This is a genomic window from Streptomyces sp. NPDC058086, assembly GCF_042885015.1.
Classification (GTDB): domain Bacteria; phylum Actinomycetota; class Actinomycetes; order Streptomycetales; family Streptomycetaceae; genus Streptomyces.
The window spans coordinates 105,974-129,618 of the sequence record NZ_JBHVST010000018.1; the positions used below are offsets into that span (position 1 = coordinate 105,974).

Annotated in this window: 19 protein-coding genes and 1 pseudogene; 11 read left to right on the top strand and 9 right to left on the bottom strand. The window is 68.9% G+C overall.

The features are described from left to right. Positions 1 to 349 precede the first annotated feature (349 nt). The 3 genes and pseudogenes from ACFVWD_RS17055 to ACFVWD_RS17065 all read left to right on the top strand — a co-directional run bounded on the left by ACFVWD_RS17055 (position 350) and on the right by ACFVWD_RS17065 (position 2,872). Positions 350 to 862, top strand: a complete 513-nt coding sequence (locus tag ACFVWD_RS17055) for a hypothetical protein (protein WP_389596883.1) — start codon at positions 350 to 352, stop codon at positions 860 to 862. 706 nt (positions 863 to 1,568) lie between these two features. Beyond that, positions 1,569 to 2,069, top strand: a pseudogene (locus tag ACFVWD_RS17060) (hypothetical protein); the annotation flags it as partial. Positions 2,070 to 2,401: 332 nt separating this feature from the next. Beyond that, complete coding sequence (locus tag ACFVWD_RS17065; protein WP_389596885.1) at positions 2,402 to 2,872, top strand: GNAT family N-acetyltransferase; 471 nt, start codon at positions 2,402 to 2,404, stop codon at positions 2,870 to 2,872. Between the two features lie 279 nt (positions 2,873 to 3,151). On the opposite strand, the gene ACFVWD_RS17070 is transcribed toward ACFVWD_RS17065, so the two are convergent. After that, positions 3,152 to 3,226 carry a 50S ribosomal protein bL37 gene (locus ACFVWD_RS17070; protein WP_100661309.1) on the bottom strand — a complete coding sequence of 25 codons (75 nt, stop codon included), beginning with the start codon at positions 3,224 to 3,226 and terminating at the stop codon, positions 3,152 to 3,154. A 592-nt stretch (positions 3,227 to 3,818) separates the two neighbouring features. Next, positions 3,819 to 4,604 carry a calcium-binding protein gene (locus ACFVWD_RS17075; protein ID WP_389596887.1) on the bottom strand — a complete coding sequence of 262 codons (786 nt, stop codon included), beginning with the start codon at positions 4,602 to 4,604 and terminating at the stop codon, positions 3,819 to 3,821. Between the two features lie 271 nt (positions 4,605 to 4,875). Here ACFVWD_RS17075 and ACFVWD_RS17080 point away from each other — a divergent pair, with 271 nt between their 5' ends. From ACFVWD_RS17080 to ACFVWD_RS17090, 3 genes are all read left to right on the top strand, one after another. Next, positions 4,876 to 6,294, top strand: a complete 1,419-nt coding sequence (locus ACFVWD_RS17080; RefSeq protein WP_389596889.1) for a hypothetical protein — start codon at positions 4,876 to 4,878, stop codon at positions 6,292 to 6,294. Between the two features lie 136 nt (positions 6,295 to 6,430). Then, entirely contained in the window at positions 6,431 to 7,108 is a 678-nt protein-coding gene (locus tag ACFVWD_RS17085; protein WP_389596891.1) for a TetR/AcrR family transcriptional regulator, read from the top strand. A gap of 94 nt (positions 7,109 to 7,202) precedes the next feature. Then, positions 7,203 to 8,723 carry an MFS transporter gene (locus ACFVWD_RS17090; protein WP_389596893.1) on the top strand — a complete coding sequence of 507 codons (1,521 nt, stop codon included), beginning with the start codon at positions 7,203 to 7,205 and terminating at the stop codon, positions 8,721 to 8,723. 65 nt (positions 8,724 to 8,788) lie between these two features. Here ACFVWD_RS17090 and ACFVWD_RS17095 read toward each other — a convergent pair whose 3' ends face one another. From ACFVWD_RS17095 to ACFVWD_RS17120, 6 genes are read right to left on the bottom strand one after another with little or no spacing between them, the layout of a single operon-like run. Next, the gene (locus tag ACFVWD_RS17095; protein ID WP_389596895.1) at positions 8,789 to 9,904 is read right to left on the bottom strand and encodes a zinc-binding dehydrogenase; all 1,116 of its coding nucleotides are present in this window, start codon (positions 9,902 to 9,904) and stop codon (positions 8,789 to 8,791) included. Beyond that, positions 9,901 to 10,707 (bottom strand): phytanoyl-CoA dioxygenase family protein, encoded by an 807-nt coding sequence (locus tag ACFVWD_RS17100; RefSeq protein WP_389596897.1) that lies wholly within the window; start codon positions 10,705 to 10,707, stop codon positions 9,901 to 9,903. The genes ACFVWD_RS17095 and ACFVWD_RS17100 overlap by 4 nt, the downstream gene beginning before the upstream one ends. A gap of 51 nt (positions 10,708 to 10,758) precedes the next feature. Further along, positions 10,759 to 11,517, bottom strand: a complete 759-nt coding sequence (locus ACFVWD_RS17105; RefSeq protein ID WP_389596899.1) for an SDR family NAD(P)-dependent oxidoreductase — start codon at positions 11,515 to 11,517, stop codon at positions 10,759 to 10,761. Further along, positions 11,501 to 12,472, bottom strand: a complete 972-nt coding sequence (locus ACFVWD_RS17110) for a TauD/TfdA family dioxygenase (protein ID WP_168494062.1) — start codon at positions 12,470 to 12,472, stop codon at positions 11,501 to 11,503. The genes ACFVWD_RS17105 and ACFVWD_RS17110 overlap by 17 nt, the downstream gene beginning before the upstream one ends. Then, positions 12,469 to 12,663: an MbtH family protein gene (locus tag ACFVWD_RS17115; protein WP_389596900.1), complete on the bottom strand. Its 195-nt coding sequence runs from the start codon at positions 12,661 to 12,663 to the stop codon at positions 12,469 to 12,471. Before ACFVWD_RS17115 ends, ACFVWD_RS17110 begins: the two co-directional genes overlap by 4 nt. A gap of 4 nt (positions 12,664 to 12,667) precedes the next feature. Further along, the gene (locus tag ACFVWD_RS17120) at positions 12,668 to 16,582 is read right to left on the bottom strand and encodes an amino acid adenylation domain-containing protein (RefSeq protein ID WP_389596902.1); all 3,915 of its coding nucleotides are present in this window, start codon (positions 16,580 to 16,582) and stop codon (positions 12,668 to 12,670) included. A 301-nt stretch (positions 16,583 to 16,883) separates the two neighbouring features. On the opposite strand from ACFVWD_RS17120, the gene ACFVWD_RS17125 reads away from it, so the two are divergent. Further along, the gene (locus ACFVWD_RS17125; RefSeq protein WP_389596904.1) at positions 16,884 to 17,675 is read left to right on the top strand and encodes a BTAD domain-containing putative transcriptional regulator; all 792 of its coding nucleotides are present in this window, start codon (positions 16,884 to 16,886) and stop codon (positions 17,673 to 17,675) included. Between the two features lie 40 nt (positions 17,676 to 17,715). Here the strand turns inward: ACFVWD_RS17125 and ACFVWD_RS17130 are convergent, their stop codons facing one another. Continuing rightward, complete coding sequence (locus ACFVWD_RS17130; RefSeq protein WP_389596906.1) at positions 17,716 to 19,500, bottom strand: phosphatidylglycerol lysyltransferase domain-containing protein; 1,785 nt, start codon at positions 19,498 to 19,500, stop codon at positions 17,716 to 17,718. Between the two features lie 395 nt (positions 19,501 to 19,895). Here ACFVWD_RS17130 and ACFVWD_RS17135 point away from each other — a divergent pair, with 395 nt between their 5' ends. From ACFVWD_RS17135 to ACFVWD_RS17150, 4 genes are all read left to right on the top strand, one after another. Then, positions 19,896 to 20,264 carry a hypothetical protein gene (locus tag ACFVWD_RS17135; protein WP_389596907.1) on the top strand — a complete coding sequence of 123 codons (369 nt, stop codon included), beginning with the start codon at positions 19,896 to 19,898 and terminating at the stop codon, positions 20,262 to 20,264. A 365-nt stretch (positions 20,265 to 20,629) separates the two neighbouring features. After that, positions 20,630 to 21,340, top strand: coding sequence for a DUF5819 family protein (locus ACFVWD_RS17140; RefSeq protein WP_389596908.1), 711 nt, complete (start codon positions 20,630 to 20,632; stop codon positions 21,338 to 21,340). Further along, complete coding sequence (locus tag ACFVWD_RS17145) at positions 21,337 to 22,386, top strand: hypothetical protein (RefSeq protein ID WP_389596910.1); 1,050 nt, start codon at positions 21,337 to 21,339, stop codon at positions 22,384 to 22,386. The genes ACFVWD_RS17140 and ACFVWD_RS17145 overlap by 4 nt, the downstream gene beginning before the upstream one ends. Then, complete coding sequence (locus ACFVWD_RS17150) at positions 22,379 to 23,629, top strand: M23 family metallopeptidase (protein WP_389596912.1); 1,251 nt, start codon at positions 22,379 to 22,381, stop codon at positions 23,627 to 23,629. The genes ACFVWD_RS17145 and ACFVWD_RS17150 overlap by 8 nt, the downstream gene beginning before the upstream one ends. The last annotated feature ends 16 nt before the right edge of the window (positions 23,630 to 23,645 follow it).

Consider the following 23,645-nt stretch of genomic DNA (forward strand, 5'->3'; position numbering starts at 1 on the left):
GAATCTAGGACGGCCGACGGACCCGTGTCCATAGCGTCACCGTGGGGCACTCAGCCGTTCCCGTGCAACGAAAGGAACAGCAATGAAACGTTCGGTCAAGGCAGTAGTGGTGGTCGCGACGACGGCCGTCGCCACTGTCACCTCTACCGGAGTGGCCCAGGCCCATGGCTGACCGATGGGTTGGTAGGACCGCGGCTTCTCACCGGCCAAGCGGCAACGCCCAGCCGAGGCAGCACGGTCGATCTGAGCCGAAGTTCGTCACCGACGCAGGAGTGCGCCGGATGAGGAACGAGGCTCACGCTCGTTGGTCTCGCGAACTACGCCAAAGCGTCGACACTGGAAGGTACTTATGAGTTTCAAGAAGGCACTCACCGTCTCGGCAGCCGTTGCGGCCTCCCTGGCCGGCAGCCTCCTCACCGCGTCCGGCGCCCATGCCGCCACCCCGTCGTCCAGCACCGTCGTCTCCCCGGCGTACAGCGCACACGCGTGCCGGTCATGGACTACGCACGACTACGCGTACGTCACCGGCAACGTCTGGATCGACTCCTGCTACTACGTCGAGAACAACGGTTACACCATCTCCGCCACGATCCCGTTCGAAAACTACTCCACCAGCACCGTCGAGTACTGCGCGCACGCGATCGACGTCAACACCGGCCGCTGGGCTCACGACTTCGGTTGCGACTACCCGACCAACGCCTCGTCCGGTACGGCTTACCCGGGAAGGTACGGTGGAGCGGCCGGGTACAGCCAGTACTGGAATGCGCCGGCGGGCACCTACGTGGTCTCGGCCGGGTTCTGGCTCAACGGCCATTACTACGGCGACGTACAGAGCCCGAGGACCACCATCGGAGCGCACTAGCCCCACCAGGGCCGAGCGGGCGCCGTTCCGAGGCACAAGGCTGGTGGCCGCCCGCCCGTTCAGCAAAGGGTCCTGGCCTGAAGACGCCGTCCTAGCGCCGCTGGCGAGGCGATCGGCGAGAACCTCCACAAGGGCCTGACGCCTCGCCCCCTACAGCCTGTCCTGTGACCACCGTGCCCTGCGTGGCACGGTGGTCACCGGCTACGGGCCCAAACGCGCCTCGTACGACAAGTAGTGACTGCCAATCAGCCCAAGCCGGGGTGACATCCCCTTCAGGGGGTTCCTCCGCCTGTACGCCCCCCCACACACACACCGCACCGTTCGGCGCCGACGCGGATCGAGGAGAGGCGGGATCCTTGGTCGACGCGACAGCGGTCCGGATGTGACCGGCTCCACGGATCTCTCAAGCTCACGCGACGAGACCGGCGCCACCGGCCCGCAACTCAAGCGGAAGCTGACCGAAAACACGCGGCGCCATGAGTTGTCTCTCCGAGCGCTGATCTGGTGACCTGTCCGTACGCTGCGCGGTTGGTCCGCTACTGCGTCGTGACCCTGCCAGCTGTGGCTCCCGTCGACGAGGTTCCGGCACCTGACCAACGCCTTAACCGCAGGTCAGCCATATAAGTTGAGTTTTCCGGTCCGGATGTCGAGGTGTGGGGGGAAGTAAGGGGTGGAGGCCTTGAGTTCCGACTCAGGAAGTGACTGACGGCGGGCCAAGAACGTGCCTGCCCAGTTCGCCGTCCTCACAGCGGTGTCGCAGGTCCTGATCCCTGAAGCACGGCGCTCGCGGCCCGCCCCGGTGTCCAGAGGCCTGTACGACCTGGCCCAGTGGCAGCGCCGGTGGGAGCGCGCGGTGGCCGACCTCATCGGCGACCACGCCGCGACATCCGCGGAAGAGGAGGCGCGACACCAGGCCGAAGCCCCGACTGTTCCGGGTGTGTGCCCATACCGGGGGCTGGCTTCGTACCGTCATCATGACGCCCGCTGGTTCTTCGGCCGAGAGCGGAGTACGGATGCCCTCATCGCTCAGCTCCACGCAGCCGAGAAGACGGGTGGCCTGGTCATGCTCGTGGGCGCCACAGGGGCGGGAAGATCCTCCCTGCTGAACGCGGGCCTGGTGCCCGCACTGCAGATTCGAGGAGGCCTTCACCCTCTGCTGGCCGGCGACCACGGGGACGAAGAGGTCGTGGGTTCAAATCCCGCCACCCCGACAGCTGAATAGCAGTTCAGAGGGCCCTTACCGGATCGGTAAGGGCCCTCTGGCGTTGCCGCGTGTCTATCTGCGTACCCCCACACACACGATCACGTCATGGCCGGGCCGCATACACGGGCGTCATTGCAGACTGTGCCCCTTGCGTGTCTCGGACGTGGTCACAGCCCGGCGTGCCAGTCCCGCTTCAGATCGCCCGTGTCGAATACGCTGCGAAGACGTCCAGTCCGGCGTCCTCGACAACGCGTACGCACAAGGGAATGCCGCCCGGTGGCGGCTCTTCACGTCGGTCCGGATGGCGCGGCTGCCGGATGCGGAAGGGGTGTGGCATGAGGTCCCCAGGTGTGCATCTACGGGAGATCACCGACGCCAACCGGGATGCCGTTCGTGCCCTCCGGGTCCGACGGGACCAGAAGCAGTTCGTCGCCTCCGTGTCCAGGTCGCTCAAGGAGGCGGCAAAGAAACCGGAGGCCAATCCCTGGTACCGCGCCGTATACCGTGGCGACGAGCCAGTCGGTTTCGTGATGCTGTCGTGGAAGCCGCCGGCCGGTCTTTTCAAAGGGCGGCACTTCCTCTGGCGCCTCCTCATCGACAAGCGGTACCAGCGGCGAGGGGTCGGCCGGGAGGCGCTCACGCAGATCGCCGCCCTGGTTCGCGCGGACGGCGCCACCGAGCTGCTGACCAGCTACGAGCCCGGTGACGGCGAACCGTGGCCCTTCTACCAGAGGTTCGGGTTCGAGCCCACCGGGGAGACGGACGACGGTGAGATCGTGCTGCGGCTGACCTTCCCCGCCGGGTGAGCTCACATGGGAAACCGCGGACGGTTTTGACCGCCCGCGGTCGCATCACGAAGAAGCTGGTGGGCAGGCACCTGGAAGTCGATGCCCCGTGCGCGCAGGTTCGAACGTTCCCTGCCCGACCCCCTGGCCGACCTTGGAAGGGCGCGCTGTCTCCAAGAGCCGGCCTCGGTCTCGTCGGGTCCGGCTCTTGCCGTGCTCCCGCACCGCTGCGGGATCCCGGTCCTTGGCCTCAATCCGGGCGGCGAGGACATGGGACCCGCAACCGTCTGCTCGGTTGGATCAGGCGTTGGGACGCTTGCCGTGATTGGCCTTCTTCTTCTTACGGGCCCGTCGCTTGTTCCCTCGCTTGGCCATGGTGCATATCTCCCTAATCCAGTACTTTCTACGCCTTCGCCAGTCTAGATTTGGAGCGGCGTGTCCGCATCAGCGGTGCCGCGGGTACAGCGCCCACATACCGGCGCTCCGCCACCCCGGAGCAATCACTGGCCTCTGTCGAACGCGCGTCGAAGCCGCCCAGGCCGAGTGATCGTTCCCTGGGCCGTCTCCGGGCCGTGCTAGGCCCTGTCGTCAAATTCCCGTCTGCCCCGCGACGCCATGCACGGCCCGCCCTCCGGGCGGACGACGGGAATGTGACGACAGGACCTAGGCCGCCCGAGGACACTCAACGGAGACCAGCAGTGACAGACGAGCCACAGCCGCCGGCAGCTAACCCCCGCAGAGCAGTACGGGCGGCTCGCCGCTGTGCTGGAGAAGGACCACGCGGTCCCCGGCGCAGCCGCGATCTTCGACCAAGCGCTGTCGTGCGGGCCGGCCACGACTGTCGCTCACCAGTGGCCCGGGCAGTCTCACCGGATCGGTGAGGGCCCTCTGGCGTTCGATCGACGTCGACGACTCTCCACGATCGACCTGATCAGGGTGAGGAGACTCGACCGCTCTCAGTACGTGGCTATCGGACGTCCACGAAGTCGCCGGCCGCGTTGACCGCCGGAGTCGTCGTCGTGCCCGCGAAGCTGTAGCGGAAGTAGCCGTCGGTGGAGGCGATGACGGTCGTCTTGAGGTTGCCCGTCGAGTTGGTCTTGATCGTCTTCACCGTGGTGTAGGTGTTGCTGCCCTTCTTGCGGAACTGCAGCTTCACCGACTGGTTCGTGTAGCCGTGGTACTTGTTGTCCTCCCAGTTGGCCCGGGAGAGCTTGCCGGTGACCGTGATGGTCTTGCCCTTCTTCACCGGCTCCGGCGAGGCGTTGACCGTCAGCGTCGAGTAGCGCTGCACCTTGAACGTGGTGGCCGCGTCCCGGTGGATGTAGTCGTAGTCATGGGCGGAGACCAGCGTGGCGAGGTCCCAGGTGGCCGCCGCGCTGTTGTTGACGAAGCCGGTCGCCGCCTGGGGGTCGAAGGTCAGCGTGCCCGTGCAGGTCGACGTGGTGGCGCTCGCCTTGACGCACGTGATGTCGCCGTCGTCGTACCAGATCTGCGCGAAGTTCGGCTTCGGACCGAAGGCGCTGATGTAGGTGGTCTCGGCGATGCCAGAATCGTCCGACGCGGTCACGGAGACCTTGGCGGTCACCACCTTGGTGGTACCGACCACGACCGGCTTGCCGCCGTTGACGACGACCTTGTCGATCGTGATGTTGCCCGAGCCGCCGTCTTCCGCCTGGGCGGCGGTGGCACCGAATGCGGGGGCGACCAGCACGACGCTGGTGCCGAGCAGGGCAAGGCGCGTGGTTGCGCGCATGGATGTCCCCCTATGGAGTCCTGGTTGATCACAGGGAGCGTACGGCGTTGGCCAACGGTTCACCACGGTGTTGTTTCGACGCAGGAGGGGCCGGTGAGGGTGACGCATCCCCCTGTGCGCTACGGTAACTCGCTTTTGTCGCGCACCTATGGGGGGTTTGATGCGACGAACCACAGCAGCCGCGAGTGTCGTCACCGTACTCGTGCCGCTTCTCCTGGCCGGCGCTTCCACGGCGTCGGCCGCAGCCAAAGGGTCAATCACCGTAAGGACGTTGGACCGGAGCGGCAAGCCGGTTTACGCCCAAGTGGCGGTCTACAACACGAAAACGAACGACTTCCGCTACATCGACAGCAACAAGGCGACGTCACTGCCCAACGGCAGCTACGAACTCGTCACGTCCTTCACCGACGCCGGGGATGACGGCGCCACCGTCGGCGGCCACAGTGTGACGGTCTCCGGGTCCACGAAGACCACGTTCGACGCCCGGAAGGGCCGCCCGGTCAACGTCTCGCTCAGCCCGAAACCGGGCGGCGGATACGACCACACGGTCAGCGCGTACGTCTGCGCCTCCGACAACAGCCCCGCCACCATGGGCATTTCGGCGGAGGCAGGTGACCTGTACGTCATCCCGACGAGCAGCAAGGCGTACGAGGTGTCCTACGGCACCGCGTACCAGCCACAGTCGGCGACCGGCGGGGACTTCTGGCTGGCCTCCGCCACGCACAGGGGCGGCGTGCCGTCCGGGGTGTCCGCGACACTCAAGAAGTCCGGGCTGACCACCCTCAAGGTGTCTGCCCGTTCCGGCCCCGACAGCGGACAGGCGCAGTTCTCGTTCAGCTACCAGTCGACGGGCGGCGACGGCTGCTCGATGTCCACGAACTCGCTCTGGTTCCAACGTGACCTGCCCAACTCCTTCAGCGTCCACCTCCCGCCGGGCGAGTGGAACGTGGGCCAGCAGAGCCACGACTTCATCTACGACGGGTTCCACAAGTACGCGGCAGGCAGGACGACCTCGCTGGCTCTCGGCCACGCGGTCTGGGGGCCTGGCGGGCGGCTGCCCAACACCTGGTATCACCAGCTGTACTTCGGGTCCATCAACATGTTCGCCGACCCCACCCTTCCTGCCGGCGGGACGCTGGCCGCCGGCACCGTGAAGCTGACCCACGCGGGCAAGACGCTCTACTCGCACAACTACGGACGAGGGGAGGACGTCGACGGGCAGCCACGGATCCCCGGTGCGGGCTGGTACACGCTCAGTGAAACCGGTCATCGCAGCCTGCCGTCCGGTTCGCTGTCGACCGACTCCAGCCTCAGCCTGCACTTCTACGCGGATCCCAGCAAGAACCAGCAGATCCGGGACTACATCACCCGGTTCTGGCCCGAAGCGCTCAACAGCAGGAACCAGGCGGCTCCCGGGTCGACCACGACCGTCGCCCTGGGTATACAGCGCAACGGCACGGACGACAGCACGGTGCGTCAGTTGTCGGACAGCGTGAAGTCCGTGCATGCCTGGTACACCACCGACAACGGCGCCCACTGGCACGCCGCCACCGCGAAGCTGTCCGGCGGCAAGTGGACCATCGCCGTCCACAACCCGGCCTCCGGCCACGTCGGCCTGCGCTCGACGGTCACCGACACCCACGGCGACAGCTCGACGACCACGGTGTACAACGCGTACGCCGTCAGCTGAAGGCTCCCGGACCTGCCCCCTGTCACACGGGCCGGTCCGGACGCCACAGCCCGGCTCCCAGGTTCAGTACGCGATGAACTAAATATATGGCGCATTCAATACACAGTGCATTCAATACACTGTGTATCGTGAATCCGTGAGTACACCAGACGCCGTGCCCGGACGAGAGACCCGCCCGCCCCGCCGCCGCGTGCACACCCGTGCGCGGCTGCTGGAGTCGGCTGAACGCGTCATCGTGGAGCACGGCTACGCCCAGACGACGATCGAGGACCTCTGTGCCGCCGCGGGGTACACGCGAGGCGCGTTCTACTCCAACTTCAGCGGCAAGGACGACCTGGTCCTCGCGCTCTTCGATCGCCACTCGGCGGACCGTCTCGACCAGTTGGAACGGCTGCTCGACGGGTCCGGTGCCGTCTCGGCCGAGGGCGTGGCCCGGGCGTTGCTGGAGGTCGACGCGCTGGAGCGGAACTGGATCCTGCTGTTCCTGGAGTTCCGCATCCACGCCGCCAGGGATCCGCGGCTCGGCGCCAAGCTGGACGAACACGACCGAGCCGTCCGGGACGCCCTGGCAGAGCTGCTCCAGCGGTGCTGTCCCGGGGTGGCCCGCGGGGTCGCGCCGGTCGGCGGGGTCGCGGCCACCCTGCTCGCCATCCGTGAGGGCATCCTCGCGCGGACGGCGGGCGAGGGACCGGGTGCGCGGGAAGCGCTGGAGGCCGCGGTCGCGACGCTCTCGGCGATCCTTCCCGAACTCGGCATCGCGCCGGCCCCCGCAGCCCCGGAGCCGGAGTCAGCAGCCCCGGAGCCGGAGTCGTAGGGCGCGCGGGCATCGCCCTGCACATGGCTTGACGTCAGGGGCACCGGTCACGGGCCGGCGCCCGGTTCCCCCTACTTCCGCGAGGGATCACACAATGCAAGGGACGCCGCCCCGTCCGGACGCCGGACGGGCAGACTCCCGGCGCTGGAAAGCGCTGATATTCATCGCACTTGCCCAGCTGATGGTCGTCCTCGACACCACGGTCGTCAACATCTCCCTGCCGTCGGCGCAGCACGACCTCGGTATCTCCGACGGCAACCGCCAGTGGGTCATCACCGCCTACTCGCTGGCCTTCGGCGGGCTGCTGCTCTTCGGCGGCCGCATCGCCGACCTGGTCGGGCGCCGCCGTATGTTCATCATCGGCCTCGTCGGCTTCGCGGGAGCCTCCGCGCTGGGCGGTGCGGCGGTCGGCACGGCGACCCTACTGGCCGCCCGCGCGCTGCAGGGAGTGTTCGGGGCTCTGCTGGCGCCGGCCGCCCTGTCCCTGCTGGCCGTGACGTTCAGCGAACCGAAAGAGCGTGCCAAGGCGTTCGGCATCTACGGTGCCGTCTCCGGTGGCGGCGGCGCGCTCGGACTGATCCTCGGCGGTGTGCTCACGCAGTATCTGAGCTGGCGCTGGGCGCTGTACGTCAACATCCCCTTCGCGGTCGCCGGGATCGTCGGCGCCGTGACCGTGATCCGCGAACCCGCCGATCGGCCCCCGAGGTCCCGGCTGGACATCCCCGGAGTCCTGCTGGCGACCGCTGGTCTGGTCTCGCTCGTCCTCGGCTTCTCACAGGCCGAGACGCACGGGTGGCACGCGAACGTCACCGTGACTCTGCTGGTCGCCGCGGTGCTCCTGCTCGCCGTGTTCGTCGTGGTCGAAAGCAGGGTCGCGACGCCGTTGCTCCCCCTGCGGGTCGTCACCGACCGCAACCGCGGCGGGGTGTACCTCTCCCTCGGGCTGTCCGTCATCGGGATGTTCGGCCTCTTCCTCTTCCTCACCTACTACCTGCAGGTCGTGAAGGGCTACACCCCCTTCGCCACCGGACTCGCCTTCCTCCCGATGATCGTCGGCATGGTGACCGGGTCCACCCAGATCGGCTCCCGGCTGATGAACGTGCTGCCGCCCCGGCTGCTGATGGGCACGGGCTTCCTGGTCTCCGCCCTCGGCATCCTGATGCTGACCCAGCTCCGGGTCGAGAGCTCGTACGTCTCTGTGGTGCTGCCCGCCCAGGTGCTGCTCGGGCTCGGCATGGGAACGGCCTTCATGCCCGCGACGAGTCTGGCCACGCACCATGTGCAGCCGCAGGACGCCGGCGTGGCCTCCGCCATGGTCTCCACCTCGCAGCAGGTCGGCGGTTCGATCGGGACCGCGCTGCTGAACACCGTCGCGAGCAGTTCGGGCCACCGCTGGGCCGCCCGGCACCTTCGGCAGGCCCGGTCCCTCGGCAGGACCGGCTACGCCAATCACGCCGCTGTCCACGGGTACACGGTCGCGACCTGGTGGGCCGTGTCGATCCTCGGCATCGCCGCGCTGGCCGCCTTCACCCTCATCGACGCCCCCCGCCAGGACACCGGCCCGTCCGCCGCGGCCGACACGGAGAAGACGGCAGCGCCCGTCCTGCACGGCTGAGGCAGGACGAAGGGGTTCCTCCCGGTGGCCCGGGTGGAACCCCTTCAGTGCGACACCTCCACCGCTCAGCCGGTGAAGACCGCCTTCATCACCGATCCGCCGGCCACCCGTGCCAGCGCCTCGGCATGGTCGCCCAGCGGGAACACCGTCACCAGCCGGGCGAGATCGAAGCGCGCCGTCAGTGCCGGGAGAAGCTTCACGTACTCGACCAGGTGCGCTCCGGAGAACGCCCAGGAACCGATCACGTCCAGCTGCCGGAAGACGATCTGGTGCGGGTTGAGCACCGTGTCACCGGCGTCCGTGTACTGGCCGATCACCAGGTAGGAGCCCCCGCGCCGGACCAGGGAGAGACCCTGGGCCACCGCTGCGGGCACTCCCGCACACTCGATCACCAGATCGGCGCCGAGCCCACCGGTCGCCTCCAGCACCTCGGCCGGCACCTCCTGGGGTGTTGCCGCGCCGGCGATGTCGATGTGCACGTCGCCGATGCCGGCCTCGGCCGCCAGTCGCAGCCGCTCCGCGGGGCCGCCCACGATGATCACCTTGCCCGCGCCGGAGAGCTGGGCCAGTGCCGCGGCCGCGAGGCCCACCGGCCCGCTGCCCTGGACCAGGACCGTCTCGCCCAGCCGGACCGGCCGACGCTCGTGGAGGGCGTGCACCACCGTCGGACCGGCACAGGCCAGAGACATCGCGGCCACCTGATCGACCCCTGGGTCGAGTCTGACGACCGTGGTCCCCGGACGCAGCACGATGTGCTCGGCCCAGGCCCCCGAAAGAGCCGGTTCCTCCGCCGTGGAGCGGTTCACGCCGTAGGTGCGGCGCTGCTCGCACAGCGTCGGCTCCCGGTACTGGCGGCAGGGGACGCAGACGCCGCAGGCGATGGAGGAGGCCCACATCACCGCATCCCCCACCCGCAGCGGCCGACCGGCCGCGTCCACGCCGGTGCCGGGGCCCAGCTCGTGCACCACGCCGAGACCTTCGTGGCCGAGCACCAGCGGGGTGGGCACCGCGAGGTGGCCCTTCTGAAGGTGCAGATCGGTTCCGCACACCCCGCCATAACCACAGGCCACCACCAGCCCGCCCGCAGGGGCCGGCGGCAGGTCGAACTCCCGCAGCTTCAGGGGCTGGTCGAACTCCTCCAGGACCAGGGCACGCGACCGCGCCACGGGTCGCGCGGTCATCGTGCGGCTCCGTCGAGGGATGCGAGGAACGTCTCCTCGAGGGGCACCAGCGGCCGGGTGTCGCGCAGGACCACGTGTTCCGGGCGTGGTTCACCGGGCCAGCTCGGCAGGTTCGTGGTGTCGTTGTAGGTCGCGATGAGAAGCCGACGGGGGAAGGGGGACATGTTCGGAGCCGAACCGTGCACGATCTCGGGGGAGAAGAAGACCAGCGAGCCCGCCGGTCCCTTGGGGCTGGTCATGCCGTGCGTGGCCACCAGGTCGGCGAGCTGCTCGGCGGTGAGCGCGATGTCGTCCGGGTCGAGGTGCAGCTCGGACTTGGCCCCCTGGCGGCGGTCGTCGCGCACCAGGCCGGCGCGGTGGGAGCCGGGGACGAAGATGACCGGGCCGTTGAACTCGTCCACGTCGTCGAGGAAGACACCGACGTTGATCTGGCGGGGGGCGGGCAGGTTGTCGGCAATCCGCCAGGCGACGTAGTCCTGGTGCCACGACCAGCGTTCGCCGCCGAAGGCCGGCTTGGCGTTGATCTTGAACTGGTAGGGATAGACGTCCTCGGTCAGCAACCGCCGGACCGGCCCCAGGACCCGGGGGTCACGCAGCAGCGCGGCGTACTCCGGTTGGCGCTGGTGGGAGGCGTAGACGGCCCGCACCGCGGCACCGTCGTCCTCGACGATCCGCTGGGGTCCGGGGACCTCGCAGTCGCGCTCGAACGCCGTACGCAGGGCCGCCACTTCGGCGGCGGTGAGTGCGGACTCCACCAGGAGGAAACCGTCCTCGTGGTAGCGGTCGATCTGTTCCTCGCTCATCAATTCTTCGCTTCTCTCGCTGTGTTGAGGATGGGCCCGGCGCAGTGGCGCTCAGCCCATGAAGTGGCCGCCGTCGACGACCAGTTGCTGGCCGGTGAGATAGCGGCTCCGATCGGTCACCAGGAATTCGAGGGCGTCGGCGACGTCCGTCACCGTGCCGATCCGCCCGAGCGGGATCTGGCCGAGAACGCGCCGAAGTGGCTCCGCCTCGTCCAGCCGGTACCGCTCGACTACCTCGGGTGTGTCGGTGAAACCGGGGATCAGCGCGTTGACCCGGACCGCCGGCGCGAGTTCCAGCGCCAGACACCGGGTGAGCTGGAGCAGCCCGGCCTTGCTTGCGCAGTAGTTGGCCCCGTTCGGCCGCGGCCGGATGGCGGTGGTCGCGCCGATGTTCACGATCGATCCGCGGCCTGCCGCCACCATCGCCGGGGCCAGCGCCCTGGTGAGGTGGAACGGCCCGGACAGGTTGGTGGCGATCACCTGGTCCCAGTCCTCGTCGGTCAGTTCCAGGAAGGGCCGGTCGCGGTTGACACCGGCGTTGTTCACCAGGACGTGCGGCGCGCCGTGGGCGGCGAGGATGCGCTCGCAGCCCGCCCGGACCTCGGCCGGGCGGGTCAGGTCGATCCGCACGGCTTCGATGCCGTCTCCGCGCTGCCCGGCGGCCGCACGGGCCGCCCGCTCATCTCCCCGGTAGAGAGCGAGGACGTGGTATCCCAGGGCGCTGAGCCGCCTGGACAGCTCCAGTCCGATGCCGCGGGTGCCGCCGCTCACCACGGCCGTGCGGGCGGCCACCTCAGAACGGCCGGTCACCGGCGATGGCCGCACGGTCCACGACACGGCGGTGGGGGTAGTAGTCGGACGTGGCGTAGTGCTGCACCGCGCGGTTGTCCCAGAACACCACGTCCCCCGGCTGCCAGCGGAAACGCACCTGGTACTCGGGGTACTGGACCTGCCGGAACAGGTACCGCAGCAGTTCCTCGCTCTCCGCGGGCTCCAGCCCCTCGATGTGGGTGGTGAAGATGGAGGTGACGAAGAGGCTCTTGCGTCCTGTCCTCGGGTGGGTCCGCACCACCGGATGGGCGACCGGCGGGAACAACTCCTGGAAGTGCCGACGCTGCTCGTCCGTCAGCAGGTCGCGGTAGTTCGCCGACGGTGTGAAGTCGTGCACCGCCCGCAGGCCCTCCAGGCGCCTCTTCACCTCGTCGGGCAGGTTGTCGTAGGCCGCACCGGTGTCGGCGAAGAGCGTGTCGCCCCCGGCCTCGGGCATCTCCACCATCCGCAGGACCGCGCCGAGCGGCGGGTTGGGGATCCAGGGGAAGTCGTGGTGCCAGACGTTCTCGAAGCCGGGGTTGGCAGCGCCCTTCTCCAGGCGGACGACGTCCTGGGAGGCGCCCTTGGGCAGGAACGGGTGCTGGTCGATCTCGCCCCAGTTGGCGGCGAAGGCCCGCTGCTGCTCGTGGGTGAGTTCCTGCCCGCGGAAGAAGAGGACCTTCCACTCCAGCAGGGCACGGTCCAGTTCCTCGAAGACCTCCGGGGCCAGCGGTTCGGACAGGTTCAGGCCCTCGATCTGCGCACCCAGCAGTGGGCCGTAGGGACGCACCGAGAAGTGCCCGTACGGTCCGCCCTGCCGGCCCTCGGCGAGGCGCCGGAGCAGCCTCGGCCCGTGGTGGTCCTCGCGGCCGTCGATGCCGTGCCGCACCAGCGCACGGATGCGTGTCAGTTCCTCGGTGTCCTTCGCTGCTTCGTCACTCAGCGTCGTGGTCATGTGGTTTCGTGCTCCAGTCGGTCGGCCGGGTGATGATCGATGTGGTCCAGGCACTCCTGGCGGGTGCCGGCGGGGCGGGCGACGGCCCAGCCGGCGGGGATGTCGACGAAGGCCGGCCACAACGAGTGGTGGCCTTTCCCGTCGGCCAGGACGAGATAGGTCCCGTTCGGGTCGTCGAAGGGGTTCGGCACGGGTTCAGCTCCCCACGGAGTCGCGGCCGAGGGCCGCTCTGTGCAGGTGATCGGCGAGTACGGGCCCCAGTTGCGCGAGGGCTTCGGGCGTGGTCATGCGGTGATGGGTCACCGTCACGTCATGCGTGCGGATCTCGCCGTCCACGTACGCCCGCCAGGCCTGCGGGGAGGTGCGGCCGGCCTCGTAGGGATCGGTCGGGTCGGACAGCGCGGCGGCGAAGAAGAGCAGATCACCCCGGAAGCGGCCGGGTGTGTACGAGGTCATCAGACGCAGGTCGTGCAGGAAGACCTCGTGCAGACACCTGGTCGGCACCTCGTCCGGCAGCTGCTCGGCGCCGCCGAACACAAGCCTGACGAAGGCGCGTTCATCGATCTCGGGCACCGGTCCCACGGCACTCGGGCAGGGGTAGGAGTCCAGCACGGCCAGCAGCGCCACCCGTTCGCCCGCCGTCTCCAGGGCGGTCGCCGCGGCATGCGCCACCAGCCCGCCGAAGGACCAGCCGAGCAGGTGGTAGGGCCCGTTGGGCTGCACGGCCCGGATCTGCTCCAGGTAGTCGGAGGCCATCTCCTGGACGCTGCCGGGCATCCGACCGGAGTCCGTGAGCCCGCGCGCCTGCAGGCCGTACACCGGCTGGTCGGGCCCGAGATGGCGGAGCAGGCCCTGGTAGGACCAGCTGATGCCGGCGGCGGGAGGGAAGCAGAACAGCGGCGGACGGCCGCCCCGACGGCGCAGCGGCAGCAGCGGTGCCAGGGGCCCCTCGTCGGCAGCCGCGGCGGTCATCCGGCGGTCCAGTGCCGCCACCGTCGGGGCCTCGAACAGGTCCCGGACGCTCAGATCCACCCGGAAGTCGGCCCGGATCCGGGCGAGCAGCCGGGCCGCCAGCATCGAGTGGCCGCCGAGCTGGAAGAAGTCGTCCTCCACGCCGACCCGGGCCACTCCCAGCACCTCGGCGAAGTGTCCCGCCAGGGCCTTCTCCCGCGTGGTGCGCGGGGCACGGGTGGGGGTGGTCGCGGTGAAGTCGGGTCGGGGCAGGGCCCGGCGGTCGAGCTTGCCGTTGGGGGTCAGCGGGAACGCGTCGAGCACGACCACGGCGGCCGGCACCATGTGCCTGGGCAGCCGCTCCGCCACATGCTCGCGGACGGCCGCCGGAGCCGGTGCTCCCCCGCTCTGCGCCACCACATAGGCGACCAGACAAGCGGCTCCCGAGGGGTCGTCACGGACGACGACCTCGGCCTGGGTGACGCCCGGACAGCCGGCGACGGCGTCCCTGACCTCCGCCGGTTCGATCCGGACACCCCTGATCTTGACCTGGTGGTCGGTACGGCCCAGGTACTCCAGATCGCCGTCGGGCAGGCGGCGGACCAGGTCGCCCGTGCGGTACATCCGGCTCCCGGGCTCGCCGAAGGGGTCGGCCACGAAGCGTTCGGCCGTCAGTGCCGGACGATTGAGGTAGCCGTGGGCGAGTGCCTCACCGGCCAGGTAGAGCTCGCCCGGAACACCCGGCGGCGCCAGACGCAGTCCACCGTCCAGGACGTGCCCCGACACGTTGGGGATCGGCCGGCCGATCGGCACGGAGGAGGGCCAGTCGGCGGTGTCGGCCGGCAGGGTGTAGGCGGTGACCAGGTGGGTCTCGGAAGGACCGTAATGGTTGTGCAGTCGCCGGTTCGGCACCCGGCGGCAGAACTCCCGGACGGCGCGGCCGGGTACGAGGGCCTCGCCGCCCTGGGCGAGCACCCGCAGCGCGGGAAGGTCCCGGTCCTGTGCGACCGCGGCCTCGCAGACCGCCTCGATCACCAGGTGGGGTGCGAAGAGTTCGTTGATCTGCTGCTCGTCCAGCCACTTGGCCAGGCGGTCCGGGTCGCGTCGGACGTCGTCGTCCGGAATGACCAGGGTCTTGCCGAAGAGCAGCGCCGAGGTGATCTCCTGCACCGACACGTCGAAGCTGAGTGCGGTGAACTGGGCCGTCCTGGAGTCGGGAACCCGCGGAAGGTCGTCGTCGTGCCACCTGAGCAGGTTGACCAGGGAGCCGGTGGGCATCACCACGCCCTTGGGAGTCCCGGTGGTGCCCGAGGTGTAGATGACGTACGCGGTGTGCCACGGCTCCAGCCGGCCGAGCCGGTCCCGGTCGTCCACCACGGCACCGGACCGGTGCCGGAGTGCCTCGGCGGTCTCGGGCCCGTCGACCACGAGGGTGCGCACGCCGGTCTCGGGCAGGCCGGCGAGAACCCGTGTGGTGGTGAGCAGCAGCGCGGGCGCGGAGTCCCGCAGCATGAAGGCGATCCGCTCCACCGGGTACTCCGGGTCGACGGGAAGGTACCCGGCTCCGGCCTTCAGGATGGCCAGCAGGGCGACGACCATGTCGGCCGACCGGGATGCCGCCAGGGCCACGATTCGGTTCGGGCCGGCGCCTTCGGCGATCAGCAGCCGGGCGAGACGGTTCGACGCGAGGTCGAGGTCCCGGTAGGTCACGGCCCGTCCGTCGCAGTCCAGCACGGCCGTCGCCGTGGGGGTGCGTGCCGTCTGGGCGGCGAACAGTTCGGGCAGCGTGGTCTCGTGGTACTTGAGGCGGTTGGCGTGGGACTCGGCGAGCAGTTCGGCGCGCTCCTCCTCGGTGGCCAGGTCGATCAGACCGACCGCTCGCTCCTGGGCGTTCGGCGCGGTGAACGCCCTGAGCAGTGCCAGGAAACGGCGGTGATGGGCGGCCAGTCCGTCGGGCCGGTACAACTCGGGATTACCGACCAGGTCGATCCGCAGTCCGGAGCCGTCGGAGCGGTCGTAGGCCGTGACGGAGAGGTCGTCGACCGGTCCCTGGGTGAGGTTGTGCGCCTCGGCCCGGTGCCCGGCGAATTCCAGGTCGTAGTCGAAGGACATGATGTTGACCTGAGGGCCGGTCAGGAAGCTCTCCTGCGGGCGCAGTCCGAATGACCGGGAGAGGGACTCCCCCCGGTGGCGCTGGTGCCGGAGCAGTCGGCGGAACTCCCGGGAGACCTTGCGTATCAGGTCGAGCACGGACTCCTCGGGGCGCACCTCCACGTGCAGCGGCAGGGTGTTGGAGAGCATGACCGGCACCGTGCGGAGTTCGGCGTCCGGCCGGGCCGCCACCGGCAGGGTGAGGACCACGTGCCGCTCCCCTGTCGTCTTGTGCAGGTAGGCGACGGTGGCGGCGATCAGCAGCACCGACCAGTGCGTGCGCGCCTGCCGCGCCGCGGTACGGAGCCGGGTGGTCTCGGCGGCGGAGAGCCGGCCCGTCTCGGTCAGGTTGTGGTCCGGGGCGCGGGACGGGGTGCCGGCCAGCCGGGTCGGCCTCAGCGCCTCGGCGAACCGGTCGCCCCAGTGGGCCTGGTCGGCCGCGCACGCGTCCGATTCCCGGTACCGGCGCTCGTTCTCCAGAAGCGTGCGCAGGCTGCCGTACGGTGCCGGCGCCGGGTCGCGGCCTGTGACGGCGGCGCTGTAGAGCTCGGCGACCCTGAGGGAGATCAGTGCGCCGCTGTGCCCGTCGGCCAGGATGTGATGAGCACTCAGGTACCAGACGAAGTGTTCGGGCCCGAGTCGGAACAGGGCGTACGAGAAGAGGGGACCGGTGGACAGCGGCAGCCGACGGGCCAGGTCGGCGCGCATCCAGGCCTTGGCCGCCGCCATGGGATCGTCCTCGGTGCTGACGTCGAGAACGGGGAAGACCCAGTCGCCGGCCAGGTCGGCGGTCTGCCAGGGCACGCCTTCGCATTCGCCGAACCGTGTCTGAAAGGGTTCGGCCTCGGCGATGGTCCGCCGGAGTGCGGCTTCGAACTTCTCCGCGTCGATCGGTCCGCGGATCTCCAGGTATTCACCGATGCGGGACTGCTGCCCTTTCGGATTCAACTGCTCGGCCAACCATATCTCATGCTGGGCAGCCGAAATTGGCAGACGTGTGCCGTCCAACTCTTTCCCCCGTAAATCACGTTGTGCAGATATTTCAGAGACTAGACCGCACCGCTAAACTCCCCCATACGCCGGACCAGCCGCATTTCATGCGTCCCGCAGCACATATTCCACAACGATGGCGTACGTCACATCCGATCGGCCCGGTCGCCCCGGGGCTCAAGTCGCGGTGAGAGTCGAGCCAATTCTCGGCAAAAGGGAGACCTCGAACTTGCCTGGCGTCCGGCGCGCCACCGAAGATCATCCTTCGGCGGGATTGACCAACCTGCCGTCATGGAAAACACGCCGACGGGGGATAGAAATGGACTTCCACATACTCGGGCCACTGGAGATCGCGGCGGCCGACGGCTCCGTCACACAGGGTCCCGGCGCCCTCAAACAGCGGGCGCTGCTGGCGCTGCTGTGCCTGAACGCCGAGCGAGTCGTCTCCACCCAGCAATTGACCGACCTTCTCTGGGCGGACAACCCGCCACGCACCGCGGCCACCGCTCTGCAGGTCTACGTGTCCCGGCTGCGCAAGCACCTGTTGGCGCTGGGCGCGGACCAGGCCGTCCTTGCCACGCGGGCTCCCGGTTACGTCCTCGACCTGGGCCCGCGGCACGAACTGGACCTGCGCCGTTTCGAGTCCGATGTGACCAGGGCCCACCGGCTGAACGCCATCGGCCGGACGGCGGAGGCCTCGGAGCTGCTGGCCTCCGCCATCGCGCTGTGGCGCGGGCCTGCCCTCGCCGACGTCCGCGGCCTGCCCATGCTGGACGATCTGGGCCACCAGCTGGACGAGAAGCGGAATTCCGCTCACGAGCTGTGGGTGGAAACCGAACTCCGGCTCGGCCGGAACGCCTGGGTGATCAGTGAGGCGTACGGTCTGCTCGCGGACCAGCCGTTGTGGGAGAACCTCTATCTCTATCTGATGGTGGCTCTCTACCGGAGTGGCCGCACCGCCGATGCACTCGGCGTCTACAACACCCTCCGGAGCAAGCTCGTCGAAGGGCTCGGCATGGAACCGAGCCTCCGGCTCCGGCAGGTGCAGCGGGCCGTTCTCTCCCGGGCCTCCTGGCTCGAGGACAAGGCAGCCCTTCCGCTGGTCTCGTAGAGGTTCACACGCCCGAACCGGGGACGTCCGTTCCGCCGCCTCAGACCGCGGGCCGGACGTCCTCGGCGGGCGTGAGGGTGGTGGTTCGCCTGGCGCGGGCGGCCCGGGGCAGTTCGAGGGTGATGAACGCCTCCGCCCGCATGACGGCGAGCCCGATCCTGGGCAGATCGCGTGCCCGCGGATACACCAGGAACCGCGGCTCCCAGCGCGGCTGGAATTTGGCGTTGAACTTGTAGAGCGACTCGATCTGGAACCAGCGCGAGGAGAAGACCAGCAGTCCGCGCCACACGCGCAGCACCGGTCCTGCGCCGAGTCGCTCACCCCTGGCCAGGGCCGAGCGGAACATCGCGAAGTTCAGTGACACGCGACGCACGCCCATCTGCTGCGCCGCCTGCAAGGCCGCGACGATCAGCAGCTCGTTGAGGCCGGGGTCGGCGGAGCGGTCGCGTCTCATCAGGTCCAGGGAGATGTCCTCGGGCCCCCAGGGCACGAAGTGCAGGATCGCCTTCAGGTCGTCGCCGGCCGGGTCCTCCCCCGCCGCCTCATCGGGTGCCTTGTGGGCGGTGACGACGACGCACTCGTCGTCCGCGGGATCCCCGAACCGGCCCAGCGCGGTGGAAAATCCGCGCTCCACGGTGGTTCCCCGCCAGCGTGCGGCGGCGTCACCGATCCGTTGCCGCTCCGTCTCGTTCAGTTCGGCGACCCGGCGGACCCGGCAGACGTAGCCGCCCCGCTCGATCCGCTTCACCATCTGCCGGACGTTGCGCATGGCCCGTCCGGACAGCGAGAAGTCGGCCGTGTCGACCACCGCCTCGTCGCCCAGCTCCAGCGCGTCCAGCCCGGTCTCCCTGGCCCAGATCTCCCCGCCGGTCTCACTGCAGCCCACCACGGCGGGCACCCACGCGTGCTCGCGGGCCTCGGTCATGAAGGCGTTGATCGCACCGGGCCAGGCCTCGACGTCTCCGAGCGGGTCGCCCGAGGCCAGCATGACGCCCGAGACCACCCGGTAGGCGATCGCCGCCTTGCCCGAGGGGGAGAACACCACGCTCTTGTCGCGCCGCAGAGCGAAATAGCCCAGGGAGTCACGGGCGCCGTAGCGGTCGAGCAGCGCCCGCACGCACGACTCGTCCTCGGCGGTCAGTTCCGGTTCCGGCGTCTCCGGGCGCAGTGCCAGCCAAGCGCTGGTCAGCGCGGTCAACAGGCCCAGTGCGCCCAGCGAGTAGCCCACCAGATCGGCGACCCGGACGGAGGTGTACCCGACCGGCCCCTCGACGCCGAACAGCCCGTACAGCACGTGCTCCAGCCGTTGCGGAAAGGTGTACGACCGGCGCTCGCTCGACGGGTGGACGCTGACGACGAGCAGGCCGAGCAGGACGCTGAGCCCGCCCAGGCCGAGGAGACTGGCAAGTGCTCTCAGGCGGGTACGCGGATCGGCCTTGGCGTAGAACTCGCGCCGGTGGACCAGGATCAGTCCCAGCAGGACCAGCGCGATGAGCGCCGTGGGCAGCTCATGGCGGTGCAGCAGATGGAGTGCCGCGCTCGTCGGAAGCAGCACCACCACCGCACGCCAGGCGCGACGCTTGCGGCGGCGCAGCGCGTGGGCCAGCAGGACCAGCAGCAGTCCGCTCGTCAGTTGGCCCACCGCCGCCAGCGTGCTCACCCCGCCGGGAAGGTCACCGAGCCAGCTGTGCACCCGGGAGTGCCGGAAGCCCGGGAAGAGGGCACTCACCAGGTCCAGGACACCGATCAGCCGGCAGATGTGCCCCGCCGCTCTCGGAACCCATGGCCGTCCGTTCCTATAAAGCTCTTTCACGCTCCAAACCATAGAGGCCGAGCAGACCTTATTTCCTTGTCCTGCCAGTCCATTGAGGGCTGCGTTAGCGCGGGTTTAGTTTCCCCCCGAAGAACCCATCGCAGAGTAAAGATTGTGCAGCGCGGCCATTACCTTGAAGCCTTGCGGAGAGTACGGGTGGCAATAAACCCTCTCGAATTGAGCTTCACCTGAGGTCGATTGAGCTTTATCTGAGGTTGGAGGACTTAACTCCGCTTCACGGCCATGTATTTCGTTGAGTGTCGCGCCGAGTCGTGGCTAGCATGAACTCACTCCCCGGTTGCTCAAGGCCTTTGCGTGCCGTGATGAGCCATGGAGAAAAGTGCGCACTTGTCTGCGAATCGATTCGCGCACCCAGCTGAAATTTTCACCACTCGAAGGGAATCACCATGAACGGCAAGCGTGCCGTCGCCGGTGCGGTGATCGCGGCTCTCGCCGCGGTCGGCACCGCGGGTCTCACCACTTCCAGCGCGTCGGCTGCCTCCCTGCCGCAGCACAAGGCCGCCGCCCAGCACTCGATCGCCACCGCCCAGGTCCTCGGCAAGGGCGTGCAGCCGCAGTTCTGGCACGGGATAGCCCAGAGCGTCGCCGCGGCGACGGCCGTCAAGGCGACCGAATGGGTCACGACGAAGCTCCCCAAGTCCAGCGACTCGTCGTCGTCCAGTGAATCGTCGTCGTCCTCCAGCGGTGGTCCTGCCATCAGCGGCAAGACCCTGCACGGAGTGATCCCGGGCGACACGGTCTACGACGCCAACTGACCCGGCGCGTCCGAAGTTCCACACCGCCGCACGATGTGCGGCAGCGCGACTCCCACCGGCGTCGGCCTCCCACCGGCGCTGCGTGACCTGTGGCGCCGGCTGACATCCGGCGCAGAGGAGCCGCGGCACCGTCTGGTCGGCGGGGCCGCTCGGCCTACGGCATCGACCGACCATCGACGCCGGATGGCATGAACACCACATGACCAGTGGTGCGAAGTGACATGCGGTGTCGGGTGACCACCCACACCGCTCGGCCCTCCAGTGCCGGGGCGGGGCGCCCCGCCCCGGCACGCAGTGCCGCGCGCATCTATCCCTTTTCCGAATCAGCCGACCTGGACGTCGGCCCCACCTGGATGTGGACAGCGATGAGAGTTCTCGCGCGTTCGCGCGCATCGGAGGGAGCACCCCGGACGGCAAGCGGTCCGCTCCCGCTCAAGGTACGGATCAGTGCGCTGACCGCTCTCGCGGCCGTGGCGGTGTACTGCGTGTGCTGCCTCGTGTACAACGCCCCGGACTCCCCGGCGAAGGACCGTGTCAAGGGCCCCGTCATGGCTTTCATGGAGCCGGCCTTCTGGCAGGACTGGCAGCTCTTCGGACCCACTCCCGGAAACAGCGACGACCTCATCTACCTGCGCGCCCGGATGAGGCTCCCCGGCTCGGGAAAGACCGTCGTGACGAGTCCCGTCGAAATCGAGCAGGCCATCGACAGATCACCACGCGACTTCCGCGTGAACCCGACGAAGCTTCCCGGCGTGCTTCTCGCGTTCGACGCCGACGCCAACCGGTATGCGGGCATCGCGAACAAGTTCCAGAAGCTGCCCGCAGCCGAGCGCGACGCCGCCCGCAGACGTCTCGATGAACAGTTCAAACCGGCCTTCGAGGAGATGCAGCGATTCTTCTCCGTACAGGCGAAGACGCTCTACCCTGACGCGCAGATCATTGCCGTCCAGACGACCTTCAAGACCCGCCCCGTCGTTCCGTTCTCGGCGCGGTACGCACAGCCCAGGCCGCGGCAGCACGAGCATGGTGTCCTGGCGACGTCGTGGCTGCCCTACGTACCGGGGGTGGCGGCGTGACCGGCGTGTTGGCCCTGCTGAGCAGGGGATGGCAGGACGGCACGGCTCGGCTGGACGCCGTACTGCTGCGCTTCGCGACCAGGAAACACCGGCTCATCGGAGTCGCGATGCTCCGTGTCGTCATCGGCTTCGCCACCCTTCTGTACTGCCTGTCCGACTACTCGAAGCGGCGCTTTCTGTGGGGGCCGGACTCCTACAACTCGATCTCCACGGCGAAGGCCGCGCTGCCCCGCTGGGGCTTCTCGATCTTCCTGTGGAGCCATTCCACGCTCTGGTTCGAGATCGCCTACCACGCCGTGATCGTGGTCGCCCTGGCCTTCATGATCTTCGGCGGCCGCGTGCTCACCCTGGCGCAGGCCGTGATGATGTGGTCGCTGCACAACCGCAATCAGGACATCCTCGAGGGCGGTGACAACCTCGCCCAGATCCTCATCCTGTTCTTGGTCTTCACCGTCTCCAACGCCTACTTCGCGCCCGGCGCAAAGCAGCGGCGCGCGAGGATGCGGGAGCGGGAACAGCCGACGATCTCCACCGTGCTCCACAACCTGGGTGCCTTTCTGATCGTCTTCCAGACCGCGGTGCTGTACTTCGCCGCCGGCTACTGGAAGATCACCGGGAAGATGTGGCAGGACGGCGTGGCCATGTACTACATCAGCCGGATCACCGGCTTCGAGATGTCGGCGAAGTACGCGCACCTGATGGGCAACGCCATCGTGGGCACCGCCGTCTGCTACTTCACGATCTTCATCGAACTCGCGCTGCCCTTTGCGATCCTGTCCGCCCGCCCATGGGTCCGGAAGGCCAACACGGTGGCCCTGGAGGGCATGCACGTGGGCATCATGGCCTTCATGGGCCTTGTGTGTTTCGGGCTGTTGATGATCGGCGCGGACTGCACCTGCTTGCGGGACGACGACTACCGTTCGCTCGCGCGGCGCTTCCGGTCCGTCAAGGAACGCATCCTGCGGCGTGGTTGGTCACCGCTGCCCGCGCGCGGCATGACCCCCGTGGCGATGACGGCCGGGCAGGACGGTGCGGCCGATGCGTGACACGACCGGGGAACCGACGGACAACCGATGGACGGGGCGGTCGGACCTCGGCCCGGAGAGTGCCGCTGCGGGTGCCCTGTACAGGTTCCTGACCGCCGAGCCCGCCGACCGGGAGCATCTCGCGCCGCGCGTGGTCACCGCCGTGGGCCGCGCACGCCTCGACGAGATCATGGACACCACGCTCGCACGCATCGGAGACGTCACCGGCGTACGTGACAGCCCCGACGGCCTGGTGGTCGAAGGCACCATCGGCCAGGCCCTCGCCTTCGCCACCTCCAGAGACGGCCTGAAGCTCGACGAACTCCTGATCCGCCCGGGTGCGTACCGGCCACCGCGCCTTCGCATCCCACCGATGGCACGCGGGGTACTCGGGTGGATTGTCATAGCGCTGTTGCTCGCCGTGCGCATCGGGGCGTGCTGGGAAGCGCCCTCCCGCATCGCCTGGTGCGGTCGGCTGCTCATGGTGGCGGCCGGCTACGTGGTCCTGGAGGGCAGGTTCAGCCCGGCTCGGTTTCCGTGGTGGATTCGCCGGCCCGTGGAGGCCGGGGCGCTCGTCGCTCTCCTCTCCGCGTGGCGTCTGCCCGGACTGCCCGTCTCGGGTGGCGATGCCGCCGAACCGATCGTGGGCGTCGTCCTGGTCGCTGTTCTCGGAGGGTTGCTGATCCGGGCACGGCGTCACCGCTGGGGAACGGCCGTCTCCCGCCCCCTCGTCTTCCCCTTGCAGGGCGGCCGTTGGCACATCGCGCAGGGCGGCGGACGCGGCCTCAACCACCATTTCACCTTCCGCGAGCAGCGCGGTGCCCTGGACATCGTCCAGGTCGGCCCAGGCGGTGCACGGGCGCGCCACCGTGCCCGAAACGAAGGCGTGCACGGCAAGAACGAGAGCTACCTCGTGTACGGGCAGCCGGTACACGCACCGTGCGACGGCACCGTCGTCTCCGCCGCCGACCACGTCGACGACCAGGAACCCGGCACCATCCGCTACCAGCCCCTCTACGGCAACCACGTGTGGATCGACTCGGGCGCCGAGATCGTCAAACTCGCCCATCTGCGCCCCGGCACCGTGACCGTGACCAAGGGTGACACCGTGCACGCGGGGCAAGTGGTCGGCGAGGTCGGCAATTCCGGCAACAGCACCGAGCCCCACCTGCACATCCACGCCGAACGCGACGGCCTCGGCCTTGACTTGGAGTTCCAGGGCATCTCGGGTCCCCTGTGCCGGGGCCGGACCGTCCGCACCTAGGCCCTGTCGTTCAGTT

What these genes read in the sequence shown, in the direction of transcription:
- ACFVWD_RS17075 (WP_389596887.1), bottom strand. Translation starts at nt 4,604, where the DNA reads ATGCGCGCAACCACGCGCCTTGCCCTGCTCGGCACCAGCGTCGTGCTG.
- ACFVWD_RS17055 (WP_389596883.1), top strand. Translation starts at nt 350, where the DNA reads ATGAGTTTCAAGAAGGCACTCACCGTCTCGGCAGCCGTTGCGGCCTCC.
- ACFVWD_RS17150 (WP_389596912.1), top strand. Translation starts at nt 22,379, where the DNA reads ATGCGTGACACGACCGGGGAACCGACGGACAACCGATGGACGGGGCGG.
- ACFVWD_RS17065 (WP_389596885.1), top strand. Translation starts at nt 2,402, where the DNA reads ATGAGGTCCCCAGGTGTGCATCTACGGGAGATCACCGACGCCAACCGG.
- ACFVWD_RS17125 (WP_389596904.1), top strand. Translation starts at nt 16,884, where the DNA reads ATGGACTTCCACATACTCGGGCCACTGGAGATCGCGGCGGCCGACGGC.
- ACFVWD_RS17140 (WP_389596908.1), top strand. Translation starts at nt 20,630, where the DNA reads ATGAGAGTTCTCGCGCGTTCGCGCGCATCGGAGGGAGCACCCCGGACG.
- ACFVWD_RS17100 (WP_389596897.1), bottom strand. Translation starts at nt 10,707, where the DNA reads ATGAGCGAGGAACAGATCGACCGCTACCACGAGGACGGTTTCCTCCTG.
- ACFVWD_RS17135 (WP_389596907.1), top strand. Translation starts at nt 19,896, where the DNA reads ATGAACGGCAAGCGTGCCGTCGCCGGTGCGGTGATCGCGGCTCTCGCC.
- ACFVWD_RS17130 (WP_389596906.1), bottom strand. Translation starts at nt 19,500, where the DNA reads ATGGTTTGGAGCGTGAAAGAGCTTTATAGGAACGGACGGCCATGGGTT.
- ACFVWD_RS17110 (WP_168494062.1), bottom strand. Translation starts at nt 12,472, where the DNA reads ATGACCACGACGCTGAGTGACGAAGCAGCGAAGGACACCGAGGAACTG.
- ACFVWD_RS17095 (WP_389596895.1), bottom strand. Translation starts at nt 9,904, where the DNA reads ATGACCGCGCGACCCGTGGCGCGGTCGCGTGCCCTGGTCCTGGAGGAG.
- ACFVWD_RS17090 (WP_389596893.1), top strand. Translation starts at nt 7,203, where the DNA reads ATGCAAGGGACGCCGCCCCGTCCGGACGCCGGACGGGCAGACTCCCGG.